The sequence below is a fragment of the Pigmentiphaga kullae genome, from assembly GCF_004216695.1.
Classification (GTDB): Bacteria; Pseudomonadota; Gammaproteobacteria; order Burkholderiales; family Burkholderiaceae_B; genus Pigmentiphaga; species Pigmentiphaga kullae.
In genome coordinates, this window is sequence record NZ_SGXC01000001.1 from 180,038 (window position 1) to 202,677 (window position 22,640).

The 22,640-nt window shown below is 68.9% G+C and carries 21 protein-coding genes; 8 read left to right on the top strand and 13 right to left on the bottom strand.

The genetic code is table 11. The features are described from left to right. Nucleotides 1-9: 9 nt before the first annotated feature. From EV675_RS00880 to cobA, 6 genes are all read left to right on the top strand, one after another. Entirely contained in the window at nt 10-588 is a 579-nt protein-coding gene (locus tag EV675_RS00880; protein ID WP_130355561.1) for an ANTAR domain-containing response regulator, read from the top strand. A 14-nt stretch (nt 589-602) separates the two neighbouring features. After that, complete coding sequence (locus tag EV675_RS00885) at nt 603-1,763, top strand: CmpA/NrtA family ABC transporter substrate-binding protein (protein ID WP_130355562.1); 1,161 nt, start codon at nt 603-605, stop codon at nt 1,761-1,763. A gap of 283 nt (nt 1,764-2,046) precedes the next feature. After that, complete coding sequence (nirB, locus tag EV675_RS00890) at nt 2,047-4,491, top strand: nitrite reductase large subunit NirB (protein ID WP_130357858.1); 2,445 nt, start codon at nt 2,047-2,049, stop codon at nt 4,489-4,491. After that, nucleotides 4,491-4,817 carry a nitrite reductase small subunit NirD gene (gene nirD / locus EV675_RS00895; RefSeq protein WP_207221954.1) on the top strand — a complete coding sequence of 109 codons (327 nt, stop codon included), beginning with the start codon at nt 4,491-4,493 and terminating at the stop codon, nt 4,815-4,817. Before nirB ends, nirD begins: the two co-directional genes overlap by 1 nt. Nucleotides 4,818-4,831: 14 nt before the next feature. Continuing rightward, on the top strand, nt 4,832-7,540 hold the full coding sequence (locus EV675_RS00900; RefSeq protein ID WP_130355564.1) for a nitrate reductase: 2,709 nt from the start codon (nt 4,832-4,834) through the stop codon (nt 7,538-7,540). A 24-nt stretch (nt 7,541-7,564) separates the two neighbouring features. Then, nucleotides 7,565-8,311: a uroporphyrinogen-III C-methyltransferase gene (gene cobA / locus EV675_RS00905; RefSeq protein WP_130355565.1), complete on the top strand. Its 747-nt coding sequence runs from the start codon at nt 7,565-7,567 to the stop codon at nt 8,309-8,311. A gap of 15 nt (nt 8,312-8,326) precedes the next feature. Here cobA and EV675_RS00910 read toward each other — a convergent pair whose 3' ends face one another. From EV675_RS00910 to EV675_RS00970, 13 genes are all read right to left on the bottom strand, one after another. Then, a complete protein-coding gene (locus tag EV675_RS00910; protein WP_130355566.1) occupies nt 8,327-9,106 on the bottom strand; it encodes a hydroxypyruvate isomerase family protein in 780 nt (259 codons plus the stop codon). Nucleotides 9,107-9,147: 41 nt separating this feature from the next. Continuing rightward, complete coding sequence (locus EV675_RS00915; RefSeq protein ID WP_130355567.1) at nt 9,148-9,915, bottom strand: ABC transporter permease; 768 nt, start codon at nt 9,913-9,915, stop codon at nt 9,148-9,150. Continuing rightward, nucleotides 9,912-10,694 (bottom strand): ABC transporter permease, encoded by a 783-nt coding sequence (locus tag EV675_RS00920; protein WP_130355568.1) that lies wholly within the window; start codon nt 10,692-10,694, stop codon nt 9,912-9,914. The genes EV675_RS00915 and EV675_RS00920 overlap by 4 nt, the downstream gene beginning before the upstream one ends. Then, entirely contained in the window at nt 10,691-11,467 is a 777-nt protein-coding gene (locus EV675_RS00925) for an ABC transporter ATP-binding protein (protein ID WP_124691427.1), read from the bottom strand. The genes EV675_RS00920 and EV675_RS00925 overlap by 4 nt, the downstream gene beginning before the upstream one ends. A gap of 61 nt (nt 11,468-11,528) precedes the next feature. Next, nucleotides 11,529-12,503 carry an ABC transporter substrate-binding protein gene (locus EV675_RS00930; RefSeq protein WP_130355569.1) on the bottom strand — a complete coding sequence of 325 codons (975 nt, stop codon included), beginning with the start codon at nt 12,501-12,503 and terminating at the stop codon, nt 11,529-11,531. A gap of 54 nt (nt 12,504-12,557) precedes the next feature. After that, nucleotides 12,558-13,439: an NAD(P)-dependent oxidoreductase gene (locus tag EV675_RS00935; RefSeq protein ID WP_130355570.1), complete on the bottom strand. Its 882-nt coding sequence runs from the start codon at nt 13,437-13,439 to the stop codon at nt 12,558-12,560. Between the two features lie 31 nt (nt 13,440-13,470). Then, nucleotides 13,471-15,183 (bottom strand): dihydroxy-acid dehydratase, encoded by a 1,713-nt coding sequence (gene ilvD / locus EV675_RS00940; RefSeq protein ID WP_130355571.1) that lies wholly within the window; start codon nt 15,181-15,183, stop codon nt 13,471-13,473. A 38-nt stretch (nt 15,184-15,221) separates the two neighbouring features. Continuing rightward, nucleotides 15,222-15,908 (bottom strand): GntR family transcriptional regulator, encoded by a 687-nt coding sequence (locus EV675_RS00945; protein WP_165404364.1) that lies wholly within the window; start codon nt 15,906-15,908, stop codon nt 15,222-15,224. A gap of 10 nt (nt 15,909-15,918) precedes the next feature. After that, entirely contained in the window at nt 15,919-16,425 is a 507-nt protein-coding gene (locus EV675_RS00950; protein WP_130355573.1) for an aromatic-ring-hydroxylating dioxygenase subunit beta, read from the bottom strand. Next, complete coding sequence (locus EV675_RS00955; protein ID WP_130355574.1) at nt 16,422-17,738, bottom strand: aromatic ring-hydroxylating oxygenase subunit alpha; 1,317 nt, start codon at nt 17,736-17,738, stop codon at nt 16,422-16,424. Before EV675_RS00955 ends, EV675_RS00950 begins: the two co-directional genes overlap by 4 nt. 126 nt (nt 17,739-17,864) lie before the next feature. Then, a complete protein-coding gene (locus EV675_RS00960) occupies nt 17,865-18,866 on the bottom strand; it encodes a Bug family tripartite tricarboxylate transporter substrate binding protein (protein ID WP_130355575.1) in 1,002 nt (333 codons plus the stop codon). A 41-nt stretch (nt 18,867-18,907) separates the two neighbouring features. Next, nucleotides 18,908-19,858, bottom strand: a complete 951-nt coding sequence (locus tag EV675_RS00965) for a D-2-hydroxyacid dehydrogenase family protein (protein WP_130355576.1) — start codon at nt 19,856-19,858, stop codon at nt 18,908-18,910. Then, entirely contained in the window at nt 19,855-20,688 is an 834-nt protein-coding gene (locus EV675_RS00970) for an alpha/beta fold hydrolase (protein ID WP_165404365.1), read from the bottom strand. Before EV675_RS00970 ends, EV675_RS00965 begins: the two co-directional genes overlap by 4 nt. Before the next feature lie 82 nt (nt 20,689-20,770). Between EV675_RS00970 and EV675_RS00975 the strand changes: the two genes are divergently transcribed. Both EV675_RS00975 and EV675_RS00980 read left to right on the top strand, forming a co-directional pair. Next, nucleotides 20,771-21,670, top strand: coding sequence for a LysR family transcriptional regulator (locus EV675_RS00975; RefSeq protein WP_130355578.1), 900 nt, complete (start codon nt 20,771-20,773; stop codon nt 21,668-21,670). Beyond that, a complete protein-coding gene (locus tag EV675_RS00980) occupies nt 21,667-22,632 on the top strand; it encodes a glycerophosphodiester phosphodiesterase family protein (RefSeq protein ID WP_130355579.1) in 966 nt (321 codons plus the stop codon). Before EV675_RS00975 ends, EV675_RS00980 begins: the two co-directional genes overlap by 4 nt. Nucleotides 22,633-22,640 lie beyond the last annotated feature (8 nt).

The following is a 22,640-nucleotide window of genomic DNA, read 5'->3' on the forward strand; positions in this document are numbered from 1 at the left end:
CCGTCTTCCATGCCCCGAGTCCTGCTGGTCAACGATACCGACAAGCCCATCGCCGAACTGCGCGAGGCCTTGCAGCGGGCCGGCTACGAGATCCTGGCCGACGTCGCGCACGCCCGCGCGCTGCTGCACGCGGTCGAGACCCAGCGGCCGGACGTGATCCTGATCGATACCGAATCGCCCACCCGCGATACGCTGGAACAACTGGCGGTCATGAATGCCGCGGCGCCCCGGCCGGTGGTCATGTTCTCGGACGCCGCCGACCAGTCCGTCATCCGGGCCGCGGTGCGCGCCGGCGTCACGACCTACGTGGTCGACGGCATGGCGCCCGCCAAGCTGGCGCCCATCCTGGAAGTGGCCTGTGCCCGCTTCGACGAGGAAGACAAGCTGCGGCGGCGCCTGGCCGAGGTCGAGCAGCAGCTGGCCGACCGCAAGGACATCGACCGCGCCAAGGGATGGCTGATGGACAGGCACGGGCTGAGCGAAGCCGAGGCGTTCGAGCTGCTGCGCGGCCAGGCCATGAAACAAGGCGTCAGGCTGGGCGACGTCGCGCGGCAACTGCTGTCGATGCCGGGCCAGCCGGGCCCATGAACGGAGATTCCCCGATGTCTTCCTCTCCTCCGACGCCGCTGGCGGGCCACGTGATCGCCGGGTCCGACGCACCCGAGAAGCCTCAGTTGCGCGTGGGCTTCATCGCGCTGACCGATTGCGCGCCGCTGGTCATCGCCGTGGCGCGGGGCTACGACCGCAAGTACGGGCTGGAGATCGTCCTGCAACGGCAGCCTTCGTGGGCAGCGGTGCGCGACAGGCTGTTGTCGGGCGACCTGGATGCCTCGCACGCCCTGTACGGACTGGGATACGGCATCCAGCTGGGATTGGGCGGCCCGCAGCGCGACATGGCGATGCTGATGTCGCTGAACCAGGGCGGCCAGGCCATCACGCTGTCGCGCGCGCTGGCCTCCCGGGCACGCAACGGCGCGGCGCTGGCCCGACACATCCACGGATCGCCCGAACGCCCGACCTTCGCCCATACGTTTCCGACCGGCTCCCACGCCATGCTGCTGTACTACTGGCTGGCCGCGCACGGCATCCATCCGCTGCATGACGTGCGCAGCACCGTCATCCCGCCGCCCCAGATGGCCGAGGCCCTGAGGCGCGGCGACGTGGACGGCTATTGCGTGGGCGAACCCTGGAACGCGCTGGCGCAGAGCGAGGGCCAGGGCATCACCGTCGCGCTGACTTCCGAAGTGTGGCCCAATCATCCCGAGAAGGTGCTGGCCTGCACCCGCGACTTCGCCGATCGCCATCCGAACACGGCGCGAGCCCTGATCATGGCGCTGCTGGAAGCCTGCCGCTACCTGGACGTACCGGCCCACCGGGAGGAAGCGGCCTCGTGGCTGGCGCTGCCCGATTTCGTCGATGCGCCGCGCGACGTGATCGCCTCGCGCCTGCTGCCGGAGAAGGCCGCCGACGGCAGCGCACCGGGCATACGCTTCTTCGCCGACGGCGAGGCGAATTTTCCGTATCTGTCGGACGGCATGTGGATGGCCACTCAGTACCGGCGGTGGGGCATGCTGCGCGAGGACCCCGACTACCTGGGCATTGCGCAGTCCATCAACCGCCTGGACCTGTATCGCGAAGCCGCCGCGCAGCTGGGCGTGCCGGTACCCGTCTCCACCATGCGCTCGAGCCGGCTCATCGACGGCCGGATCTGGGACGGCAGCCACGCCGCGGGCTACGCGCGCGGTTTCGATATCCAGGCCTGACGCCGCGCGCGGGGATCGGGCGCGGGCCGCCCCGCCGGGGTGCGCCTCGCGCCCGGAATGCACAAGGCCGGTGCGCCGCACCGGACCCGCTCCCCCCATCGACCCGGCCTCCCGCCCGCGCACAGCAGGCATCCCTGGTTTTCCGCCGGCCCGGCACGCCCCTTGCTTAGTACGGGATACGGCCGCAGGCGCGGCCCGAACCCGGACAACGGCGTCCCCTCGCAGCCCTGCTGCGGCGGGACGCCGTTGTCGCTTCCGGAACAGTCTGACCGAGTCGAACATGATGAACAGAGCGAAACTGGTTGTGGTGGGCAACGGCATGGCGGGCATACGCACGCTGGAAGAGCTGCTGGCGCTGGCGCCCGACCGCTACGACATCACCGTCTTCGGCGCCGAGCCGCACCCGAACTACAACCGCATCCTGCTGTCGCCGGTCCTGGCCGGCGAACAGGATTTCCAGGACATCGTGCTCAATCCCGTGTCCTGGTACGAAGAGCACGGCATCGCCCTGCGCACCGGCACGCCGGTCGCGCGCATCGACAGGCGCCGCCGCGTGGTGGTGGCCGCCGACGGCACCGAGGCCCCCTACGACCGCCTGCTGCTGGCCACCGGGTCCAACCCCTTCATCCTGCCGATCCCGGGCAAGGACCTGGACGGGGTCATTACCTATCGCGACATCCAGGACACGCAGAAGATGATCGCGGCGGCCCGCACCCAGCGCCGCGCGGTCGTCATCGGCGGCGGCCTGCTGGGCCTGGAGGCGGCCAACGGTCTGAAGCTGCGCGGCATGGACGTCAGCGTGGTGCATCTGGGCGAGTGGCTGCTGGAGCGCCAGCTCGACCGCACGGCGGGCAAGATGCTGGAGGCCTCGCTGGCCGATCGCGGACTGGATTTCCTGCTGGGCCGCTCGACCAGCGAGATCCTGGGCGACGAAGGCGGCCGCGTGCGCGGCGTGCGCTTCAAGGACGGCTCGGAAATCGACACCGACCTGGTGGTGATGGCCGTGGGCATCCGGCCCAACACCGCGCTGGCCGAAGCGGCCGGCCTGCACTGCCGCAACGGCGTCGTCGTCAACGACGTGCTGCAGACCTTCGATCCGCGCATCTACGCGGTGGGCGAATGCGTCAACCATCGCGGCACGGCGTATGGCCTGGTGGCCCCGCTGTTCGAGATGGCCAAGGTGGCCGCCAACCACCTGGCCGAGCTGGGCTATGGCGCGTACAAGGGCTCGGTGCTGTCGACCAAGCTCAAGGTCACGGGCATAGACCTGTTCTCGGCCGGCGACTTCACCGGCGGCGGGAACACCGAGGACATCGTGCTGTCCGACCCGGCCGGCGGCGTCTACAAGCGACTGGTCATCAAGGACGACCGGCTGGTGGGCGCCTGCCTGTACGGCGACACCGTGGACGGCGCGTGGTACTTCAAGCTCCTGCGCGAAGGCCGCGCCATCGGCGAACTGCGCGACCGGCTGATGTTCGGCGAATCGAGCGTGGGCGACGCCGGCGTGCAGGGGCAAAGCCGCGCGGCCGCCATGCAGGACGCCGACGAGGTCTGCGGCTGCAACGGCGTCTGCAAGGGCACCATCGTGCGCGCCATCCAGGACCAGGGCCTGTTCACCGTGGACGACGTCAAGAAGCACACCAAGGCCGCGAGTTCCTGCGGCTCGTGCACCGGCCTGGTTGAACAGATCCTGATGAACACGCTGGGCTCCAATTTCCAGGAGGCACCCAAGACCAAGGCGGTATGCGGCTGTACCGACCACAGCCACGCGGCGCTGCGCCAGGCCATACGCGAGCACCGGCTGCTGAGCCACGCCCAGGTCCACGACTTCATGGACTGGCGCACGCCCAACGGCTGCAGCACCTGCCGGCCCGCGATCAACTACTACCTGGTCTCGACCTGGCCGCACGAGGCGGTGGACGACCCGCAAAGCCGCTTCATCAACGAGCGCGCGCACGCCAACATCCAGAAGGACGGCACCTTCTCGGTGGTGCCCCAGATGAAGGGCGGCGTGACCAACGCCGCCGAGCTGCGCCGCATCGCCGACGTGGCCGACAAGTACGCCATCCCCATGGTCAAGGTTACGGGCGGACAGCGCATCGACCTGCTGGGCGTGAAGAAGGAAGACCTGGTGTCCGTCTGGCGCGACCTGGGCATGAACTCCGGCCATGCCTACGGCAAGTCCATCCGCACCGTGAAGACCTGCGTGGGCATGGAGTTCTGCCGCTTCGGCACGCAGAACAGCACGCAGATGGGCATCGAACTGGAGACCATGCTGGCCAACATGTGGAGTCCGCACAAGGTCAAGCTGGCGGTGTCGGGCTGCCCGCGCAACTGCGCCGAGTCCGGCATCAAGGACGTGGGCGTGATCGCGGTCGACAGCGGCTGGGAGATCTACGTGGGCGGCAACGGCGGCATCAAGACCGAAGTGGCGCAGTTCCTGGTCAAGGTGCGGACGCCGGACGAGGTCAGGGAATACGCCGGCGCCTTCCTGCAGCTCTACCGGGAAGAGGCCTGGTACCTGGACCGGACCGTGCACTACATCGAGCGCGTGGGCCTGGACTACGTCAAGCGCCGGATCGTCGAGGACGCCGACGGCCGCCGCGCGCTGCACGAGCGCCTGCTGCATGCCCTGCAGGGCCTGCGCGACCCCTGGGCCGAACGGGTGGACGGCAAGGCCGCCCGCGAATACATCCCGCTGAAACTGGTCTCCGAGGAAATCGCATGATGAACGCCCACGACGCACACCCCTGGATACGCCTGTGCCGGGTGGACGACATCCCGCGCCTGGGCAGCCGCGTCGTCGAGCGCGCGGAAGGCAATCTGGCGGTGTTCCGCACCGCCCAGGACAAGGTCTTCGCGCTGCTGGACCGCTGTCCCCACAAGGCCGGACCGCTGTCGCAAGGCATCGTGCACGGCGAGTCGGTAACCTGCCCGCTGCACGGCTGGCAGCTCGGCCTGGAGGACGGCCGCGCCCGGGCTCCCGACGAGGGATGCGCGCGACGCTTCCCCGTGCGCGTGGACGAGGGCGTGGTGTACCTGAGCCTGGATTGAGGACGGGAGGAGACATGGGCGAGCCACGAACCACCGCATCGACCTGCTGCTACTGCGGCGTGGGCTGCGGCGTCCTGATCGACAGCGAGGGCGGCCGCATCACGGGCGTGCGCGGCGATCCCGATCACCCCGCCAATGCCGGCAGGCTGTGCTCGAAGGGCTTGTCGCTGGCGCAGACCGCGCACAGCGATGCCGGCCGCGCGCTGCGTCCGGCCTGGCGGCCGCGGCGCGATGCGCCGCTCGCGCCGGTCGACTGGGACACCGCGCTGGACCACGTGGCCACCCGGCTGGCCGACGTCGTGCGGCGGCACGGCCCCGATGCCGTGGCCTTCTATGTATCCGGGCAGTTGCTGACCGAAGACTACTACGTCTTCAACAAGCTGGCCAAGGGATTGGTCGGCACCAACAACATCGACACCAACTCGCGCCTGTGCATGTCCAGCGCCGTGACCGGCTACAAGCTGTCGCTGGGGGCCGACGGGCCGCCCACCTGCTACGAGGATCTGGATCACGCGCACACGGTGCTGATCGCGGGCAGCAACATGGCCTATGCGCATCCCGTGCTGTATCGCCGGCTGGAAGCCGCGCGCGAGGCGCGGCCGGGCACGCGCTGGATCGTCGTGGACCCGCGGCGCACCGACACCGCGGCGATGGCCGACCTGCACCTGCCCATACAGCCGGGCACCGACGTCGCGCTGTTCAACGGCATGCTGCACCACCTGATCTGGGAAGGCTGGCTGGACGCCGCGCACATCGCGGACAGCACCGAAGGCTTCGACGCCGTCAAGCGCCTGGTGCGCGACACGCCCCCGTCGGTGGCCGCGGCGTTGTGCGGCATCCGCGAGCGCGACCTGTGCCAGGCGGCGGAGTGGTTCGCCCGCAGTCCGGCCACGCTGTCGCTGTACTGCATGGGCCTGAATCAGTCCAGCCATGGCACGGACAAAAACCTGGCCCTGATCAACCTGCACCTGGCCACCGGCCAGATCGGCCGCGCAGGCGCGGGTCCCTTTTCGCTGACCGGCCAGCCCAACGCCATGGGCGGCCGCGAGGTGGGCGGCATGGCGACCATGCTGGCCGCCCACCGGGACATCGCCAGCGAGGCGGACCGCGCCGAAGTGGCGGCCTTCTGGGGCGTCGACACGGTTTCCGACCGGCCGGGACTGACCGCCATCGACATTTTCCGGGCCCTGGAGGCCGGCAAGGTCAAGGCGATATGGATAGCCTGCACCAACCCGGCCCATTCCCTGCCGGATCTCTCGGCCGTGCGCCGCGCGCTGCGCCAGGCCGAACTGGTGGTGGTGCAAGAAGCCTATGCCGACACCGACACGGTCGCCTACGCCGACGTGCTGTTGCCGGCATCGAGCTGGGGCGAGAAGGACGGCACCGTGACCAATTCGGAACGCCGCATCTCGCGCGTGCGGCCCGCCGTGGCGCCGCCCGGCGAGGCCCTTGCCGACTGGCGCATCGCGGCCGAGGTCGGACGGCGCATGCAGGCCCTGCTCCGTCCAGCCGCGCCGGACCTGTTCCCCTACCAGGCGCCGCGCGAGATCTTCGACGAACACCGGGCGCTGACGCGCGGGCGCGACCTGGACATCGGCGGCCTGGATTACGGCCTGCTCGAGGCGCACGGGCCGCAACAATGGCCCTTCCCCGCCGGCCAGGGCCGGGGTCTCGCGCGCCGTTACACCGACGGCCGCTATGCCACCGACACCGGACGCGCGCGCTTTCAGCCCGTGGCCTACCGGCCCGTGGCGATGGCGACCAGCGCGCGCCTTCCTTTCCACCTGACGACGGGCAGGCTGCGCGACCAATGGCACGGCATGAGCCGCACCGGCCGCATTGCCCAGGCGTTCTCGCACGCGCCCGACCCCACGCTGGACATGCACCCGGCCGACGCCGTCCGGCGCGGACTGTCCGACGGCGACCTGGTGCGCGTGGCCAGCCGCGACGGCGCGATGGTGCTGCCGCTGCGGCTGACCGACGACGTGCCGCCGGGCTGCCTGTTCGCCGCCATGCACTGGAACGCACAGTTCCTGAACAGCGGCGGCATCAACGAAGTCTGCAATGCCGCCGTGGACGACAAGTCCTTCCAGCCCGAGCTCAAGCACAGCGCGGTCCGGGTCGAGAAGGCCGACCTGGGGTGGCGGATACGCGCCGCGATCGAGGCCACCGACCAGGACGACGCGCTGCGGCTGCGCGCCGCACTGCAGCCCCTGCTGGCGCCTTGCGGCTACGCGGCGCTGGGCCTGCGCGGCGACGCCGCGCGCTGCGTGCTGGCGTTGACCGCCGCGATGGCGGCTCCGGACGAGGCCTGGCTGGACGCGCTGGCCGGCGCGCTGGGCATGGGAGCGAGTCCCGACGTCCTGGAGTACCGCGATCGCGGCCAGGGCGTGCGCAAGTGCGCGCGCTGGGAAACCGGCCGGCTGCGCGCCTTCCTGTTGGCCGGCGATGCCAGTCATGCGGATCCGCTGATCGAGCGCCTGCTGTCCGACGCGCCGTGGAGCGGCTCGCGCCTGCGGGTGTTCACCCCGGACGGCAGCGCCCCCGCGCGTGACCGCACGATCTGCCAATGCAAGGGTGTGCCGGAGTCGGCCATTGCCGCCGCCATCGCGCGCGGCGCCGATGTCCCGGCGCTGAAAGCCACGCTGGGCTGCGGGACCGTGTGCGGATCCTGCGTGCCGGAACTGTCCCGCCTGTGCGGGAACTCGCGGATGTCGGCATGACTCCGCATCGACGAGGACGATGACATGAAGCCAGGACGAGTGATCCTGATGGGCGCCGGCCCCGGCGACCCCGACCTGCTGACTCGCAAGGCCGTGCGCGCGCTGTTGTCGGCCGACGTGCTGCTGCTGGACGAACTGGTTCCCCCCGACATCGCCGAACTCGCGCCCCAGGCGCGCGTGCTGCGCGTGGGCAAGCGCGGCGGCTGCCGCTCCACGCCCCAGCCCTTCATCCAGCGGCTGATGCGCCGCTACGCGCTGCAAGGCCGGACGGTGGTCCGCGTCAAGGGTGGCGAAGCCCTGATGTTCGGGCGCGCGGGCGAGGAAATCGCCTTCCTGGAAGCCGCCGGCATCGAGGTCGAACTGGTGAACGGCATCAGCGCCGGCATGGCGGCCGCCGCGGCCCTGGGCATCTCGCTCACGCACCGGGACCATTGCCACGGCGTGAGCTTCGTCACCGCCCACACGCAGGACGGCTCGCCGCCGGACTGGCAGGCCCTGGCGCGCAGCCGGACCACGCTGGTCATCTACATGGGCATGCGTCGCATCGAGGACGTGACGGCGGGTCTGCTGGCGCACCTGCCGGCAAGCACGCCGGCCGCGGTGGTGCAGTGGGCCTCGACACCGCGCGAGACCAGGCTGGTCACCCGCCTGGGCCGGCTCGCGGACGATGCGCGCGAAGCCGCGCTGGGCAGTCCCGCCATCATCCTGGTCGGGGACGCGATCGGGCTGGCTCGCGCGCAGATGCCCGCGGCCATGCGTCACCACGCCTGACCGGGCGGCGCGGCATCAGCGCCGGCGCCCCTCCATCCAGGCCAGCGTATCCTCGGTCCGCCCGGAAGGCACGTACTCGGCGCCAACGAAGCCGTCGTAGGGCAGTTCGTCCAGCGCGGCGAACACGTTGGCGAAATGAATCTCGCCCGTGCCCGGTTCGTGGCGGCCCGGCGTGTCGGCGAACTGGATGTGGCCGATGCGCGCGCAGTGGGTGCGCAGGCTGCGGATCAGGTCGCCCTCCATGATCTGCATATGGTAGAGGTCGTACTGGATCCGCAGGTTGGGATGCCCCGCGCGGTCGATCACGTCGAGCGCGGCCTGCGTGGTGTCGATCAGGTAGCGGGGGCGGTCCACGGTATTGACCGCCTCGGTCACCACGCCTATGCCCAGGTCGCCCAGGACCTGCGCGGCATGGGCCAGGTTGCCGGCCAGCGTGTCCAGGCAGCGCTCGCGTTCGTGCTCGGGCCCGGGGCAGCCGGCCAGCACGTTGATGTTGCGGGGCCGCAGCACCCGCGCCACCTTCACGGCCTGTGCCACCGCCTCGCGGAAGGCCGCTTCCCGCCCGGGCACGCCGGCCAGGCCTTGCCCACCGGTCATCAGGTCGCCCGCGGGCACGTTGCACAGTGCCAGGTCGACCCCCGCGGCCTGGAGCGCGTCGCGCCACAGCCCGGCCTCGTGACCATAGGGGAACTGGACCTCGACGGCGTCGAAGCCGGCCCGGCGGGCGGCCGCCGGCCGTTCGAGTTCGGGCACCTCGAGGAACAGCATGGACAGATTGGCCGAGAATCGGATCATGGCGGGATCAGGTCAGGTTCGGTACAAGGGCGGGCACGGTTTCAGGACTCCTCGGGGAAGCCGCGCAGGAAGAACCGGCGGGCGCGCCCCAGCAGGAAGTTCAACACCAGGCCGAGCAGCGAGATCGCGATCAGCGCGACGAACATGTCGACGGTAAGGAAGCTGCGCGAGGCGATCACGAGCTGGTGGCCGAGGCCGTCGGTGGACGTGATCATCTCCGCCAGGAACACCACCACGCAGGAAATGACCAGACCGATGCGGCAACCGGTCAGGATGGACGGCATGGCCGCCGGCAGGACGACGGAGGTCACGATGCGCGAGCGCGGCGTACCGGCGGCCAGCGCCGACCAGATCAGCTTGGACTCCACCGACCGCGCGCCGTGCAGCGTCGCCAGCAGGATGGGGAAGGCGGCGTCGGCCACGACCAGCGCGATCTTGGACGAATGGTCGAAGCCCAGCAGCAGAATGAAGGCTGGATAGAGCGCCACCTTGGGAATGGGGCCCAGCACCCGGACGATGGGCACCACGACCGCGGCGCCGACGCGCGACCGGGCCGCCGCCATGCCCAGGCCCACGCCCAGCACCAGGGCGATGAAGAAGCCCACGAACAGCCGGAACAAGGTAATGCCGACGTCGGACAGATAGGCCGGCGAGGCCAGTTGCTCGAGCAGCCGCATGACCACGACGTACAGGCTGGGCAACTGGTTCTCGGTGACCCGGCCCGACATGGCCAGCCCTTGCCACGCGGCCAGGATCAGGACCAGGGGCAGGATGCCGATGAGGGGAGAAATGCGACGCGCCGGCTTCATAGCGCCCCCGCGGTGGCATCGGTCTGGCGGTCGGCCCAGCGGGTCAGCCGCGCGCGCACGGCCTCGAAGCACATGTCGAGCACGATGCCCAGGACGCCGATGACGATGATCATGGCGTACACGGTCTCGTACTGGGCCATGTCCATGGCGTTGAACAGGATGTTGCCCGCGCCGGTCTGGCGGGCGATCATTTCGCTGGTGATCATGGTGATCAGGCCCATCACGATGCCGGTGCGGCAGCCGGTCAGTATCTCCGGCAGCGCGGCCGGCAGCACGATCCGGAACATGCGCTGCGCGCCGTTCATGCCCATGGCCGCGGCGGACCACAGCATTTTTTCCTCGACCGCGCGCGCCCCCTGGTAGCTGTGGTACAGCAACGGCAGGCTGACCCCCAGGAAGACGACCAGGATCTTGGACGCGTCGCCCACTCCCAGCCACAGCATGATAAGCGGCATCAGCGCGGCCTTCGGGATGGGATAGACCACCATCAGCAGCGGATTCATCAGCGCCTCGACCATCGGCGAACGGCCCATCAGCAGGCCGATGGGACCCGCCACCACCAGGGCAAGCGCGAAGCCGATCAGCATGCGCCGCAGCGAATCCAGGATGTCGAAGGTCGCCTGCGGATCGGCGAAGATGCGCGGCAGTTCGGCCAGGGCCTGCGCGGCCGTCGGCAGGCCGGGGTTGTCGTACAGGCGCGCGGCGAGTTCCCACGCCACCAGCAGCCCCAGGCACACCAGCAGCGCGGAAACGCCAGGCGCTCGCAGCACCTTATTCACGCCGCCTCCTCCTGCTCGGGCTGGTTGTCGATCATCGCCTCGATGTCGATGACGTACTGCTGGTAGCGCGGATTGAGCAGCAGCTCGGCGCGCACGCGCGGCCGGGGCAAGTCGATGTCGACGATTTCCTTGATGCGGCCCGGCGACTTGGTCAGCACCACGACGCGGTCCGACAGATAGACCGCTTCCTCCACGCTGTGGGTGACGAACAGCACGCTCTTGCGGTCGCGTTCCCAGATCTTGAGCAGGTCGTTCTGCAGGCGGTTGCGGGTATGCGCGTCCAGCGCGCCGAACGGTTCGTCCATCAGCAGGACCGCGGGGTTGTAGGCCAGCGTACGGGCGATGGCCACCCGCTGCTTCATGCCGCCCGACAACTGCTTGGCGTAGAAATTCTCGTAGCCCGACAGCCCCACCATGGCCAGCAGTTCGCGCGCACGGGCCTCGGCCGGCGCCCGCGCCACGCCCTGCTGGCGCAGGCCGTAGGCCACGTTGCCCAGCACCGTCTTCCACGGATAGAGCGCGAACTCCTGGAACACCGGCCCGCGGTCCGGGCCGGGACCGGTGACCGGCCGGCCGTCGATCTCGACCGATCCCGAGGTCTGCTTGACGAATCCGCCCACGATGTACAGCAGCGTGGACTTGCCGCAGCCCGAGGGACCGAGGATGGAAATGAACTCGCCGTCGCGAAGGTCCAGGGAGATGTCGGACAAGGCGACATGCCGCTCGCCCTTGCCGACGGCGAAGACCTGGGAAACGTGCTTGATGGCAATCATGGAAAGGTTCCAGAGCGCGGCCCCGCCTGCGCGGGGCCTGTCCTTGCATCGCGCCGGGGCGCTACTTGATCGGGGCGTGGATGTCGCCGTTCCTGAACGAGGCCACGTCCACCTTCTGCGACATCAGACCCGCCTGCGTGAAGCTGTCGAGCAGGCTCTGGATGGCCGGGAAGTTGGGGGCCATGCCGGGATCGCGGGCGAAGTCGTTGCCCTTGAGCAGATAGGTGTCCAGCACCGACACCGGCGCCTTGGTCACCTCGGACACGACCTTCAGCGTCTCGGGACGATTGGCCAGCACCTTGCCCATGGCGGAGGTCAGGTCGCGGATGTAGGCCTTCACCAGCTCGGGGTTCTGGTCCACGAAATCCTTGCGGCACGCTTCCAGGATGTGCACGAAATTGGGCTGCTGGTCGGCCACCGAGAACAGCTTGCGCAGGCCGCCCTTGGCCTCGGCGCGCGCGGCGAAAGGCTGGTTCAGCACGCCGGCGTCCACGCGGCCCGAACGGATCGCATCCTCGGACGGCGCGAAACCGGTCTCGATCATCTTCACGTCGGTCTTGGGGTCGAGGCCGTTCTTCTCCAGCATCTGCACCAGCGGCGCGTAGACGCCGGCACCCAGCACCGACACGCCGATGCGCTTGCCCTTGAGGTCCTTGACGGACTTGATGGGCGAATCGTCTTTCACGGCCCAGTACACCGAGAAGCTGGTGGGCGTCTCGAACACGTGCTGGGCGATGATCGAGGTCTGCACCTTGGCCTCGATCAGGCCTTGCCCGACGGACAGCGGCGTCTGCGTGCCGCAGTCAACCGCCTTGGCGGCGAAGGCCTGCATGACGGGCGAGGTACCCTGGAACTGCACCCACTCGATCTTGTACTTCGAGCCCAGCTGCGGGAACTCGGCGGGGCGCTTCATCATCCAGTACTTGGCTTCCTCGGCGGGAATCAGCCAGCCCACGCGGATCACCTGCTGGGCGGCGGCGGGTACGGACCATGCGGCGATGAGGCCGGTCAGGGCGAGCGCTGCGATTTTCTTCATGAATGACTCCTGGCAGGTTGACGATCGGATTTCAATTCCACGATGCTTGGGGGGTCAGCGGCTTTCGCTCAGCTTGTAGATCTCGAGCGCTTCGGACTCCGGGCCGCGCGTGGCGTTGACCAGCCGGAACATCTGCGAAGCGACGGCGGTCATGGGCACCGGCGTGCCGGTCTGGCGGGCCAATTCGACCACGCTGTCCAGATCCTTGAGCATGGTATAGGTGTGGCCGATGGGGGGATTGTGAATGCCCTGCGCCATGCGCGGCAGGAACAGCTGCAGCGGCTTGGAATCGGCGAACCCGCCGGCCAGGGCCTGCGGCAGCAGCATCGGATCGATGCCGGAGTTCGCCGCCAGCCGGGTGGCCTCGGCCAGGATGGCCATGGTGCCGCCGACGATGATCTGGTTGCACAGCTTGGTGGTCTGCCCCGCCCCCAGCGGACCCATCAGCGTGAAGCGCTGGGCCATGTGCGCCACGTAGGGCCGGACCCGTTCGTAGTCATCCTGGCTGCCGCCGGCCATGATGGCCAGCGAGCCCTCCTCGGCGCCCTTGGTCCCGCCCGACACCGGCGCGTCCATCCAGCGCATGCCGTTGGCGGCGGCCAGGCGGGCCGCAATGTCGCGCGTGGCGTCCGGCGTGATGGACGAGAAATCGACCACGATCCTGCCCTGGCCGGACACGGACGCAAGCCCGTTCGGGCCGAACGCCACGTCTTCGACCGCGGCGGCGTCGGTCAGGCACATGAAGACGATGTCCGCCTCGCGCGCCACGTCGGCGGGACTGGCGGCCACGCGCGCGCCGGCCGCCCGGGCCGGCTCGGCCTTGGCCGCCGACCGGTTCCAGACCACGAGATCGCAACCCGCCGCCCGCAACCGCAGCGACATGGGCAGGCCCATCAGGCCCATGCCCAGATATCCCAATCGTGCCGTACTGCTCATGATGCTTCCTTTTCTTCGAATACCGTGTCGTTCAAGCGGAGGGGGCCGCCGGTTCGGGCCACTGCGCGCCGCCGTCATGGGTGACGGCGCCGGTGTCGGCCTGCCCCACGGTCTTGGCGTACTTGGACAGCAGCCCGGCCCTGTGGTTGGGCGGCGGCGGCTGCCAGGCGGCGCGGCGGCGCGCCAGTTCGGCGTCGTCCACCAGTAGTTCCAGCGTGCGCGCGTCGCCGTCGACGCGAATGCGGTCGCCGTCGCGCACCAGCGCCAGGGTGCCGCCCGCGGCCGCCTCGGGCGCGATGTGCCCCACGCAGATGCCACGCGTGGCGCCCGAAAACCGGCCGTCGGTCAGCAGGGCCACCTTCTCGCCCATCTGCTGGCCGTAGATCAGCGCCGTCACGCCCAGCATCTCGCGCATGCCGGGACCGCCGGCCGGACCCTCGTAGCGGATGATGAGCACGTCGCCCTCGGCGTAGCGCCGCTGGCTGACGGCCTCGGCGCACGCGTCCTCGCCGTCGAACACGCGCGCGGGACCTTCGTGCACGCGCTTGGCCAGGCCGGCGACCTTCAGCAGCGCGCCGCTGGGCGCGAGGTTGCCCTTGAGCACCGCCAGGCCGCCGTCCACCAGGATGGGCTGGTCGGCGCGGCGCACCACCTTCTCGTCGGGCTCGGGCGCCGCGCCGTGCTCCTCGGCCAGCGTGCGGCCGGTCACGGTCATGCAGCTGCCGTCGATGTGCCCGCTGCGTATCAGCTCGCGTATCAGCACCGATACGCCGCCGATGTCGTAGACGTCCTTGGCCACGTACCTGCCGCCCGGCCGTAGGTCGCCGATCAGCGGCGTGCGCGCGAACACCGCCGCCACGTCGTCCACGTCGAAGGCGATGCCGGCCTCGTTGGCGATGGCGGGGATATGCAGGGCCGCGTTGGTCGAGCCGCCGGTGGCCGCCACCAGCGCACAGGCGTTCTCGAGCGCCTTGCGCGTGACGATGTCGCGCGGTAGCGGCCCCTCGTTCTCGATGATGCGCATGACGATCTGGCCGGCGCGGCGGGCGATGTCCAGGCGCTCGGAATACACGCCCGGCACCATGGCCGAGTTCGGCACGGTCAGCCCCAGCGCCTCGGCCACCATGGCCATGGTGTTGGCCGTGAACTGGCCGGCGCACGCGCCGATGGTGGGCTTGCAGGCGCGCTCGAGCATCATGACCTTCTCTTCGGTCATCTTGCCCGTCTGCGCCGCGCCCACCGCTTCGTAGGCATCCAGCACCGTGATGTCGCGCCCCTCGAAGCGGCCCGGCAGCGCGCTGCCGCCGTAGACGAACACACCCGGCACGTTGCAGCGGACCAGGCCCATCATCGCGCCGGGCAGGGTCTTGTCGCAGCCGCCGAACGCCACCAGGCCGTCGTGCGCATGGCCGTGCACCACCGCCTCGATGGAATCGGCGATCAACTCTCGGCTGACCAGCGAGAACTTCATGCCCTCGTGGTTCATCCCTATGCCGTCGGACACCGAGATGGTGGAAAACTCGCGCGGCGTACCGCCGGCCGAGGCGACGCCCATGCGCGCGGCCTCGACCTGCGGCGCGTGGGTCATGTTGCAGGGGCTCAGGTCGCCGCGCATGCTGACGATGCCGACCATGGGCTTGGCGATGTCCTCGTCGTCCAGCCCCGTGGCGCGCATGAAGGCGCGGTGCGGCGTCCGGTCCAGTCCCTCGCGGGTGATGTCGGATCTCAGGCGCTTGGTTTTCATTCTCTTCTACTCCGGATTCTGGGTCTTCGTTGCCGGCCTTATCGGCTCATGGCATCGGGCACGGCGCTGAGCCGGTCGAATACCCAGCTCACGTCGGTCTCGATGAATTTTCGTGCCTGCGCGTAATCGCCCGCGCGCATGGCCGCCACGGCGGATTCGTGCAGGCGGTCGGCGGCGATGGTATCGGTGTGCAGGAATTCGCGCGTGGCGCGCAGGTACGCGCCCGATTGCAGCCAGAGGCTGTCTATCATCGCCAGCATCACGGGCGACTGCGCGGCCTGGTAGATGGTGTAGTGGAAGATGCGGTTCTTCTCCAGGCTGTCGACCAGCCCTTCGCGCGAACGGCGCGCCACGGTGATCTCGGCGGCCAGTTGTTCCAGGTCGTCCAGTTGGCGCGCGGTCAGCCGCGGCCCCGCCCATTCGGTGACGGTGCCTTCGACCAGCACCCGCGAGCGCCGGATGTCGTCCAGCCGCTCGGGCGTGATCAGCGGCACGCGCACGGTGCCGCTGCGCATGGGCTCCAGCCCCTGCTGCGCCACCAGTTGCCGTAACGCCTCCCGCACGGGCATGGTGCTGGTCTCCAGCGCATTGGCCAGGTCCTGGATGCCTAGCAGCTGGCCGGCCGGATATTCGCCGTGCATCAGCTTGTTGCGCAGGGTCTGGTAGACCGCGTCTGACACCGAGGACCGCACGACGGGTTTGATTTCGCCCAGGGCAGGGAGCATGGCGGCCATCCTAGACGCAGTAGAAATCGAGCATGGTGGGAATGACATCGTTCATCAGCACGATCCTCTTGGCGACGATGCGCCAGCCGTCGCCATCGGGCCGGAGCAGGTGCTCGTAACGGCCGAAGAAGGTGTGCTGGTCGCGGCGCTTGACGTTGTAGACATGGCAGGTCCAGGCCGACTCGACCCGCACCCGGCCTTCGCCGGCCGCCGTCGCCACGCATCCCGTCACGGCATGGCAGGTGCGGGGCAAGGGGGTGGACGCCACCGACAGCCCGGACCGCACCCGCCAGACGCGATCCTCCAGCCCGGCGCGCGCCGCGCAATACATCAGCGACAGTTCGCTGTCCGGCGACACCGACAGCCGATGCTCGTCGGTCCAGGCCGGCAGCCAGAAACTCGCGTCCTCGGCATACAGCGCCAGCCAGTCGTCCCAGCGCTGCGCGTCCAGGTGGGCGGCCTCCTGGAACACGACCGCCTGGGCGTCGGCCTGTACTTCCAGCGCCAGCCTGCTCATTTCAATTTCCTCGACCAGTTGCGGTATAGCGCGTGGAACACGGTCTCGTCGCTCATCTCGAACGACCCCGAGATCGACGTGTCGGGCGCGATGTCCAGTTCCGCCGCGTGGGTGTCGGCCCCCGTCACCATCCGCCCCATGCCGCGCGCATAGCCTTGCTGCCATTCGATCTCGCCGCTTTCGAAGCCGCGCTGGCAGTCCTCGAAGGTGACCGTGTCGTCGGGCGTGGCCAGGCCGCTGGGATTGAAGAAGTCCTCGTACTGGCGCAGGCGCTGACGCCGCTGTTCGGCATCCTCGCCCACCGGCGCCAGGCAATAGGAGGTGATCTCGGTCAGGTCCACCGCAAGCGGACGGATGACGCGCATCTGCAGGGCCGCGTTGGAAGCCAGTTGCAGGTTGGGGAAGATGTTGCACTGGCGCGTGCGCAGCATCCATTCGGCGCGCGTATCGCCCACGCGCGCGCGCAGTTCCGGCAGGCGCGCATACAAGGGGTGGTTCTCCACCGGCGAGGTGGTCCATACCAGCGCGTGCCCGTTGGGAAAGCCGAAGGATCCCATCATTTCCTCGCGCTTCTTGCCGCCGGCCTGCCAGATCGCCGCCTCGACGTCGGTGCGCCCCGCCATCCCCGAGCGCCGGTCCAGCAGCCGCAGGTAGGACGGATGCGTGGACGTGAAGTGATAAGCGTCGGTGGAATTCTCCAGTTGCAGCTTCCAGTTGGCGCGATAGGTATAGGTGACCGCGCCGGGAACGATCTCCAGGCCGGCCTCGCTCTGGTCGGCCGCCATGTCGATGAAGCGCCGGATGTCGCCCAGGTGTGTCTCGAGCGGCGGCACCTCGGCCGCCAGGCTGGCGAACAGGAAGCCGCGGTATTCCGCGAAGCGGGCCACCGGCTGGAGGTCGTGGCTGTCGTCGTCGAAGGCGGCGGGATACTCGCCCTGGGCCCTGCCCTTGACGCCCAGGTTGCGCCCGTCGCTGCCATAGGCCCAGCCGTGGTAGTGGCAGACATGGGTGCGGCGATTGCCGCGCCGCTGGTGGAAGACCAGGGCGCCCTTGTGACGACAGGAATTGTGGAAACAGCGCAGCGTGCCGTCCTGGCCGCGCATGACGACCAGCGGCTGCCGGCCGATGCTGGTCGTGAGGTAGTCCTGCGGGTTGGGCACCTGGGAAGCATGGGCGACGAACACCCAGCCGCCATGGAAAAAGCGGTCCATTTCCCGGGCGTAGACATCCTGGCGACGGAAAACGTCGCGATGGACGCGGAATACGCCGTCCGCCGGCCGGTCGTCGATGAGTTGGGCGATGTCTGCCGGCATGGATTCCCCGAGGCGCGCCAGAATTCGATATTGGATATTCGATCTTTGATCAAATCCTAGCAAGCGGATGACCACGATGACCAGAGGGTTTACCCGTGCCAGCGGAAACGCGGGGCCGCAGCCCCTTTATTCGGCGGTAATCGCAGCGTCGTTGATCAGTCGGGCCAGGCGCCGCGAGGCTTCGTCCATGATGCGGCGCAGTTCTTCCGGCGAGCCCGGACGGGGCTCTGCCCCTTGCTCCGTCAATTTGCGGGCGATATCGGGGTCCCGCAGGACGCGGCCCAGCGCGGCGCTGAGCCGCTCGACCACCGGTCCGGGCGTCCCCGCAGGCGCGAAAACGCCATACCATAGGTCCGATTCGAAGCCGGGAACCCCCGCCTGCGCCACGGTGGGCAGCATCGGCGCAGCGCTCGAGCGCGTGGCCGAACTCACAGCCAGCGCCTTGATCGTGCCGGCCGCGACCTGGCGCAGCAGGGGTGCGATGGGATTGAACATCAGGTCGACCTGCCCGCCCAGCAGATCATTGATGGCCGGTCCGGCGCCCTTGTAGGGTATGTGTACGAGGCGGGTGCCCGTCATGGACTTGAACATCTCCATCGCCAGGTGGTTGGGCGTACCGACCCCGACCGAGGCGTAGTTCAGCGTGTCAGGATGCCTGAGCGCGTAGGCCACCAGCTCACCTACCGAAGCCACCGGCAGCCCACGCCGGACCACGAGCATTTGCGGCGTGCTGACCACCATGCCGACCGAGGTGAAATCGCGCACCGGGTCGTAGGGCAGGTTTTTCTTGAGCAAAGGGTTGATGACCAGGCCCGAAGTGGTGCCGAACAGCAGCGTGTAGCCGTCTGGTGCCGCCCTGGCCACCTGGGCCGTGCCTATCGTACCGCCCGCGCCGCCCACGTTGTCGATCACTACAGGCTGACCCAGCAGCTCGCCCAATCTGGGCGCCACGATGCGCGCCACGATGTCCGTGCCTCCGCCCGGCGGATAGGTCACAATCAGCTTGAGCGGCCGGCTGGGATAGCGAGCCGCGTCTTCGGCGGCCTCGGCCATGCCGGCGGCCAGCAGCACGCACAAACAGGCGGCGCACTTGCGCGCGCGCCGAAATCGTAGATGCATTGAGGGCATGGCGACTCTCCAGAAACCGTGTCCGGCGCGCAAGTTGCGGGTCAGGACACCCGTTGCCCGTCCAGGAACGCGCGTACCTGTCCAATGGCACCGTCATAGAGCAGATGCAGGTTGTCCGTGGTGGCGTATCCCAGATGGGGCGTGCACAGGACGTTGTCCATGCGCAGCAGCGGATGCCCTCCGTCCGATACAGGCTCACGGTAATGGACATCGATGGCGGCGCGGCCGGGACGCCCTCGCCTCAGCGCATCGATCAGCACGTATTCGTCCACAAGCGCGGCACGGCTGGTGTTCACGAGCAGCGCATCGGGCTTCATGCCCGCCAGATCGCCGGCGGTGACGATGCCGCGCGTCTCCTCCGACAATGGCAGGTGCAGGCTGAGCACGTCCGACTGCCCGAAGAACGTCGCCCGGTCGGCCGCCACCTCGAATCCGTCCTGGCGGGCGCGCGCGGTGGATGTCTCTCTGCCCCAGCAGACGACCCGCATGCCGAACGCCCGGCCGATTTCGGCCACTTGCCGGCCGACCTTGCCGTAGGCGTAGATGCCCAGCGTCGCTCCGCGCAGGCTGATGCCTGCCGTCGATAGCCATTGCCCCTGCTTCAGCCGGCGGATCTCGTACGGCAGATGCCGTTGCGCCGCCAGGATCAGCGCCCAGGTCAATTCCGCCGTCGGATACGTAATGCCTGGCCCGCCCGTCGCGACGACGATGCCTCGCTCCGCGCAGGCGCCGAGATCGATATGGCAGGTCCTTGAGCCGGTCTGGCCGATCAACCGCAGCCTCGGCAGGCGCTCGATCAGCGCGCGGGGAAAGGCGCTACGCTGCTGTGTAAGAATGACCGCGTCCGCATTCGCCAGTAGCCCGGCCCTGGCCAGCGGGTCGTCGATGGCCTCCCGGCACACGGTGATCCCGCAATCAGCCAACTCGCCGATCCGGGGTGCGCTACGGAACATGTCGGAGTAGTCATCGAGCACGACGATTCTGAAGGTCATGGAGATCCGCTCCGGGAAGCCCGCTGGCCCAGCAGCCGCTGGATGAAGGGCGCGACGGACTCAGGGCGCTCCCAGGCCATGCCGAAGCGCGCGCCGGGCACGATCTCCGCTGCGACGAGCCGGCGGATGCGGCGGACATGGTCGGCCAGATATGGCGCGTAGAAGAAATGTTCTCCCATGAGCAGCACGGTGTCGCGGTCCAGTTGCGCGAGCCGCTCCGCCAAATCGTAGGCGTGCAGCGCATTCAACGCCTGCCACCGGTCGCGCCCCGCCTCGACCTGCGCACGATTGATGCGATCCATCCACGCTTGCGTCGGATGCATCGGAGCATGCTCGCCGTCCTGCTCGATGACGAACGTCAGCGAACGCAGGAGCGGAAACCCCGTGTCATCCGCCGGGCGCAGGCCCGTCCTGAGCGATGCATGCCGTTCCTCGGCATGGAGGCGATCTCGATAGTAGGGGCAGTTGAGCAGCGCGACGCCCGCCACATGCTCCGCATCGCGTATCCCCGTCTCGATGGCCGTCGCCGCGCCAGTCGCCTCGCCCACCACGACGTAGCGTCCAATTCCCAGTTCACGCATGGCCGTCTGGCCGCACTCGGCATAGTCGGCGATGGTCGGCTGGAAGCCGACGTGGTCCGACATGCCATGGCCAGGATAGTCCATGGCCACGATGCGGGCATGCGGCGCCAGGGTGTCCACCAGGGGTTCGCACAAGGCCGAGGACTGCTGGTTGATGTGAAAAATCAAGACCCCGGATGACCCAGCGCCCGCCTCCAGGCAATGGACCTGCCCCAGGCGGGTGGGAACGAGATGGCGGCGCTTTTTCATGTCGCCAGCATGCGCGCGGCGAATTATTCTTTCCAATTCATAGTTTTCATAAAACGATTCCCGCTGGATATGGGGGCTGGGAATGGATCTGCACGATCTGCGATGCTTTGAAGTGATCGCCACATTGGGCAACATGAGTCGGGCCGCCGAACTGCTGGGCCGCACACAGCCTGCCCTGACCAAATGCATCCACCGCCTGGAGGGCGAAATCGGCGGCAGGCTCTTCCACCGCCGGGGACGCGGACTGGAGCTGTCAGAAAGCGGCGCCGTACTGCTCGCCAGCGCCGACCGCATCCGCCGCGAGGCGGCTGAAGCCAGACGGCATATCGCCGATCTATCCGAGGGCACGGCGGGCCTGGTGCGCGTCGGCGCAGGCGCACCGATCATGGGCCAGATGCTGCCGGACGTGCTGCCCGAGGTGCTGGCCCGCTCCCCTGGCGCCACCTTCCAGGTCGTGCTGGACACGGGCGCCGCGCTCGCGCATGCTTTGCGGCAGGGTGAACTGGACATCTGGATAGGTCCACTATCGAGTCCCCTCGACCCCGCCCTTTCCTGGCGGATGCTCTGGGAAGAACAAAGCGTGGTCGTTGCCCGCCATGGCCACCGATTGGCCCGGCCAGGATTGCGCTTGGCCGACCTGGTCAATGCGGACTGGGCCCTGCCGGCCTCGGGCGTCGACACCCGACGCTGGCTGGAACAACTCTTGGCAAGGCACGGCCTGCCCGCGCCGCGCGTCGTCATCGAGACCAACCTGGCTCCCGCCCAGCCGCGCCTGATCGCCGCGACCGACCTGCTCTCGATCGTGTCCAGACGAGCTCTGCGGTCGCCCGAAGTCGGCAGCCTGCTGGCACCGTTGCCGCTCGAGGGCGTCGTGTTGACGCGGCCATACGGCCTGCACCTGCGCAAGGAGGCCTATCTGTCCCCGGCAGCGTGCAAATTCATCGACGTTCTCGTCAGGCATGTGAGAGAACCGACGACATGAAGAAGATCGCCGCTCTACTGGCCCTGGCCGCCGTGGCGCTATGGGCCGGCAACACCTCGCTGTTCCACGCGCCCCGGGCCGGCCACCCGCTCCCCCTGGCGCATCGCGGCGTGCACCAGGCCTATGCCGTGCGGGACCTGGACGCCGATACCTGCACCGCGGCCAGGATCCGGCCGCCCGTGCACGGCTATATGGAAAACACGCTCGCCTCGATGCGTGCCGCCTTCGAGGCCGGCGCCCGGACGGTCGAACTGGACGTGCACCTGACGCCGGACGGGAAATTCGCGGTCTTCCACGACTGGACGCTGGACTGCCGCACAAACGGCCACGGCGTCACCCAGGACACGCCCATGACGGTGTTGCGGACCCTGGACGTCGGCCATGGCTATACCGCCGACGGCGCCAGGACCTGGCCGCTGCGGGGCCGCGGCGTGGGCCAGATGCCCACGCTGGACGAGGTGCTGGACGCCTTCCCCGGCGGCCGCTTCCTGGTCAATTTCAAGAGCCGGCGGGAAGAGGAAGGCCGGGCCCTGGCGGAAATGCTCGCGGCCCATCCCGCCTGGCGCGAGGCGGTCATAGGCGTCTACGGCGGCGCCGAGCCCACGCGCGCCAGCATCGCGCGCGTGCCGGGGCTGCGCGGCTACGATCGCGCATCCACGCTGTCGTGCCTGCTGCGCTACGAGCTCCAGGGCTGGAGCGGCATCGTGCCCGACGCCTGCCGCAATACGCTGGTGATCGTGCCGGTCAACTACGGGTGGCCCCTGTGGGGCTGGCCCTATCGTTTCGCCGCCCGCCTGCGCGCGGCGGGCAGCGAGGTCATCGTGATGGGTCCCTACTCGGGCGGCGGCTTCAACTCGGGCATCGATACGCCGGCGGACCTGGCGCGCGTGCCGGCCCGCTTTCCCGGCCACGTCTGGACGAACCGGATAGAAACCATGGGCGACCTGATCCGGGCACACTGATCCAGCCG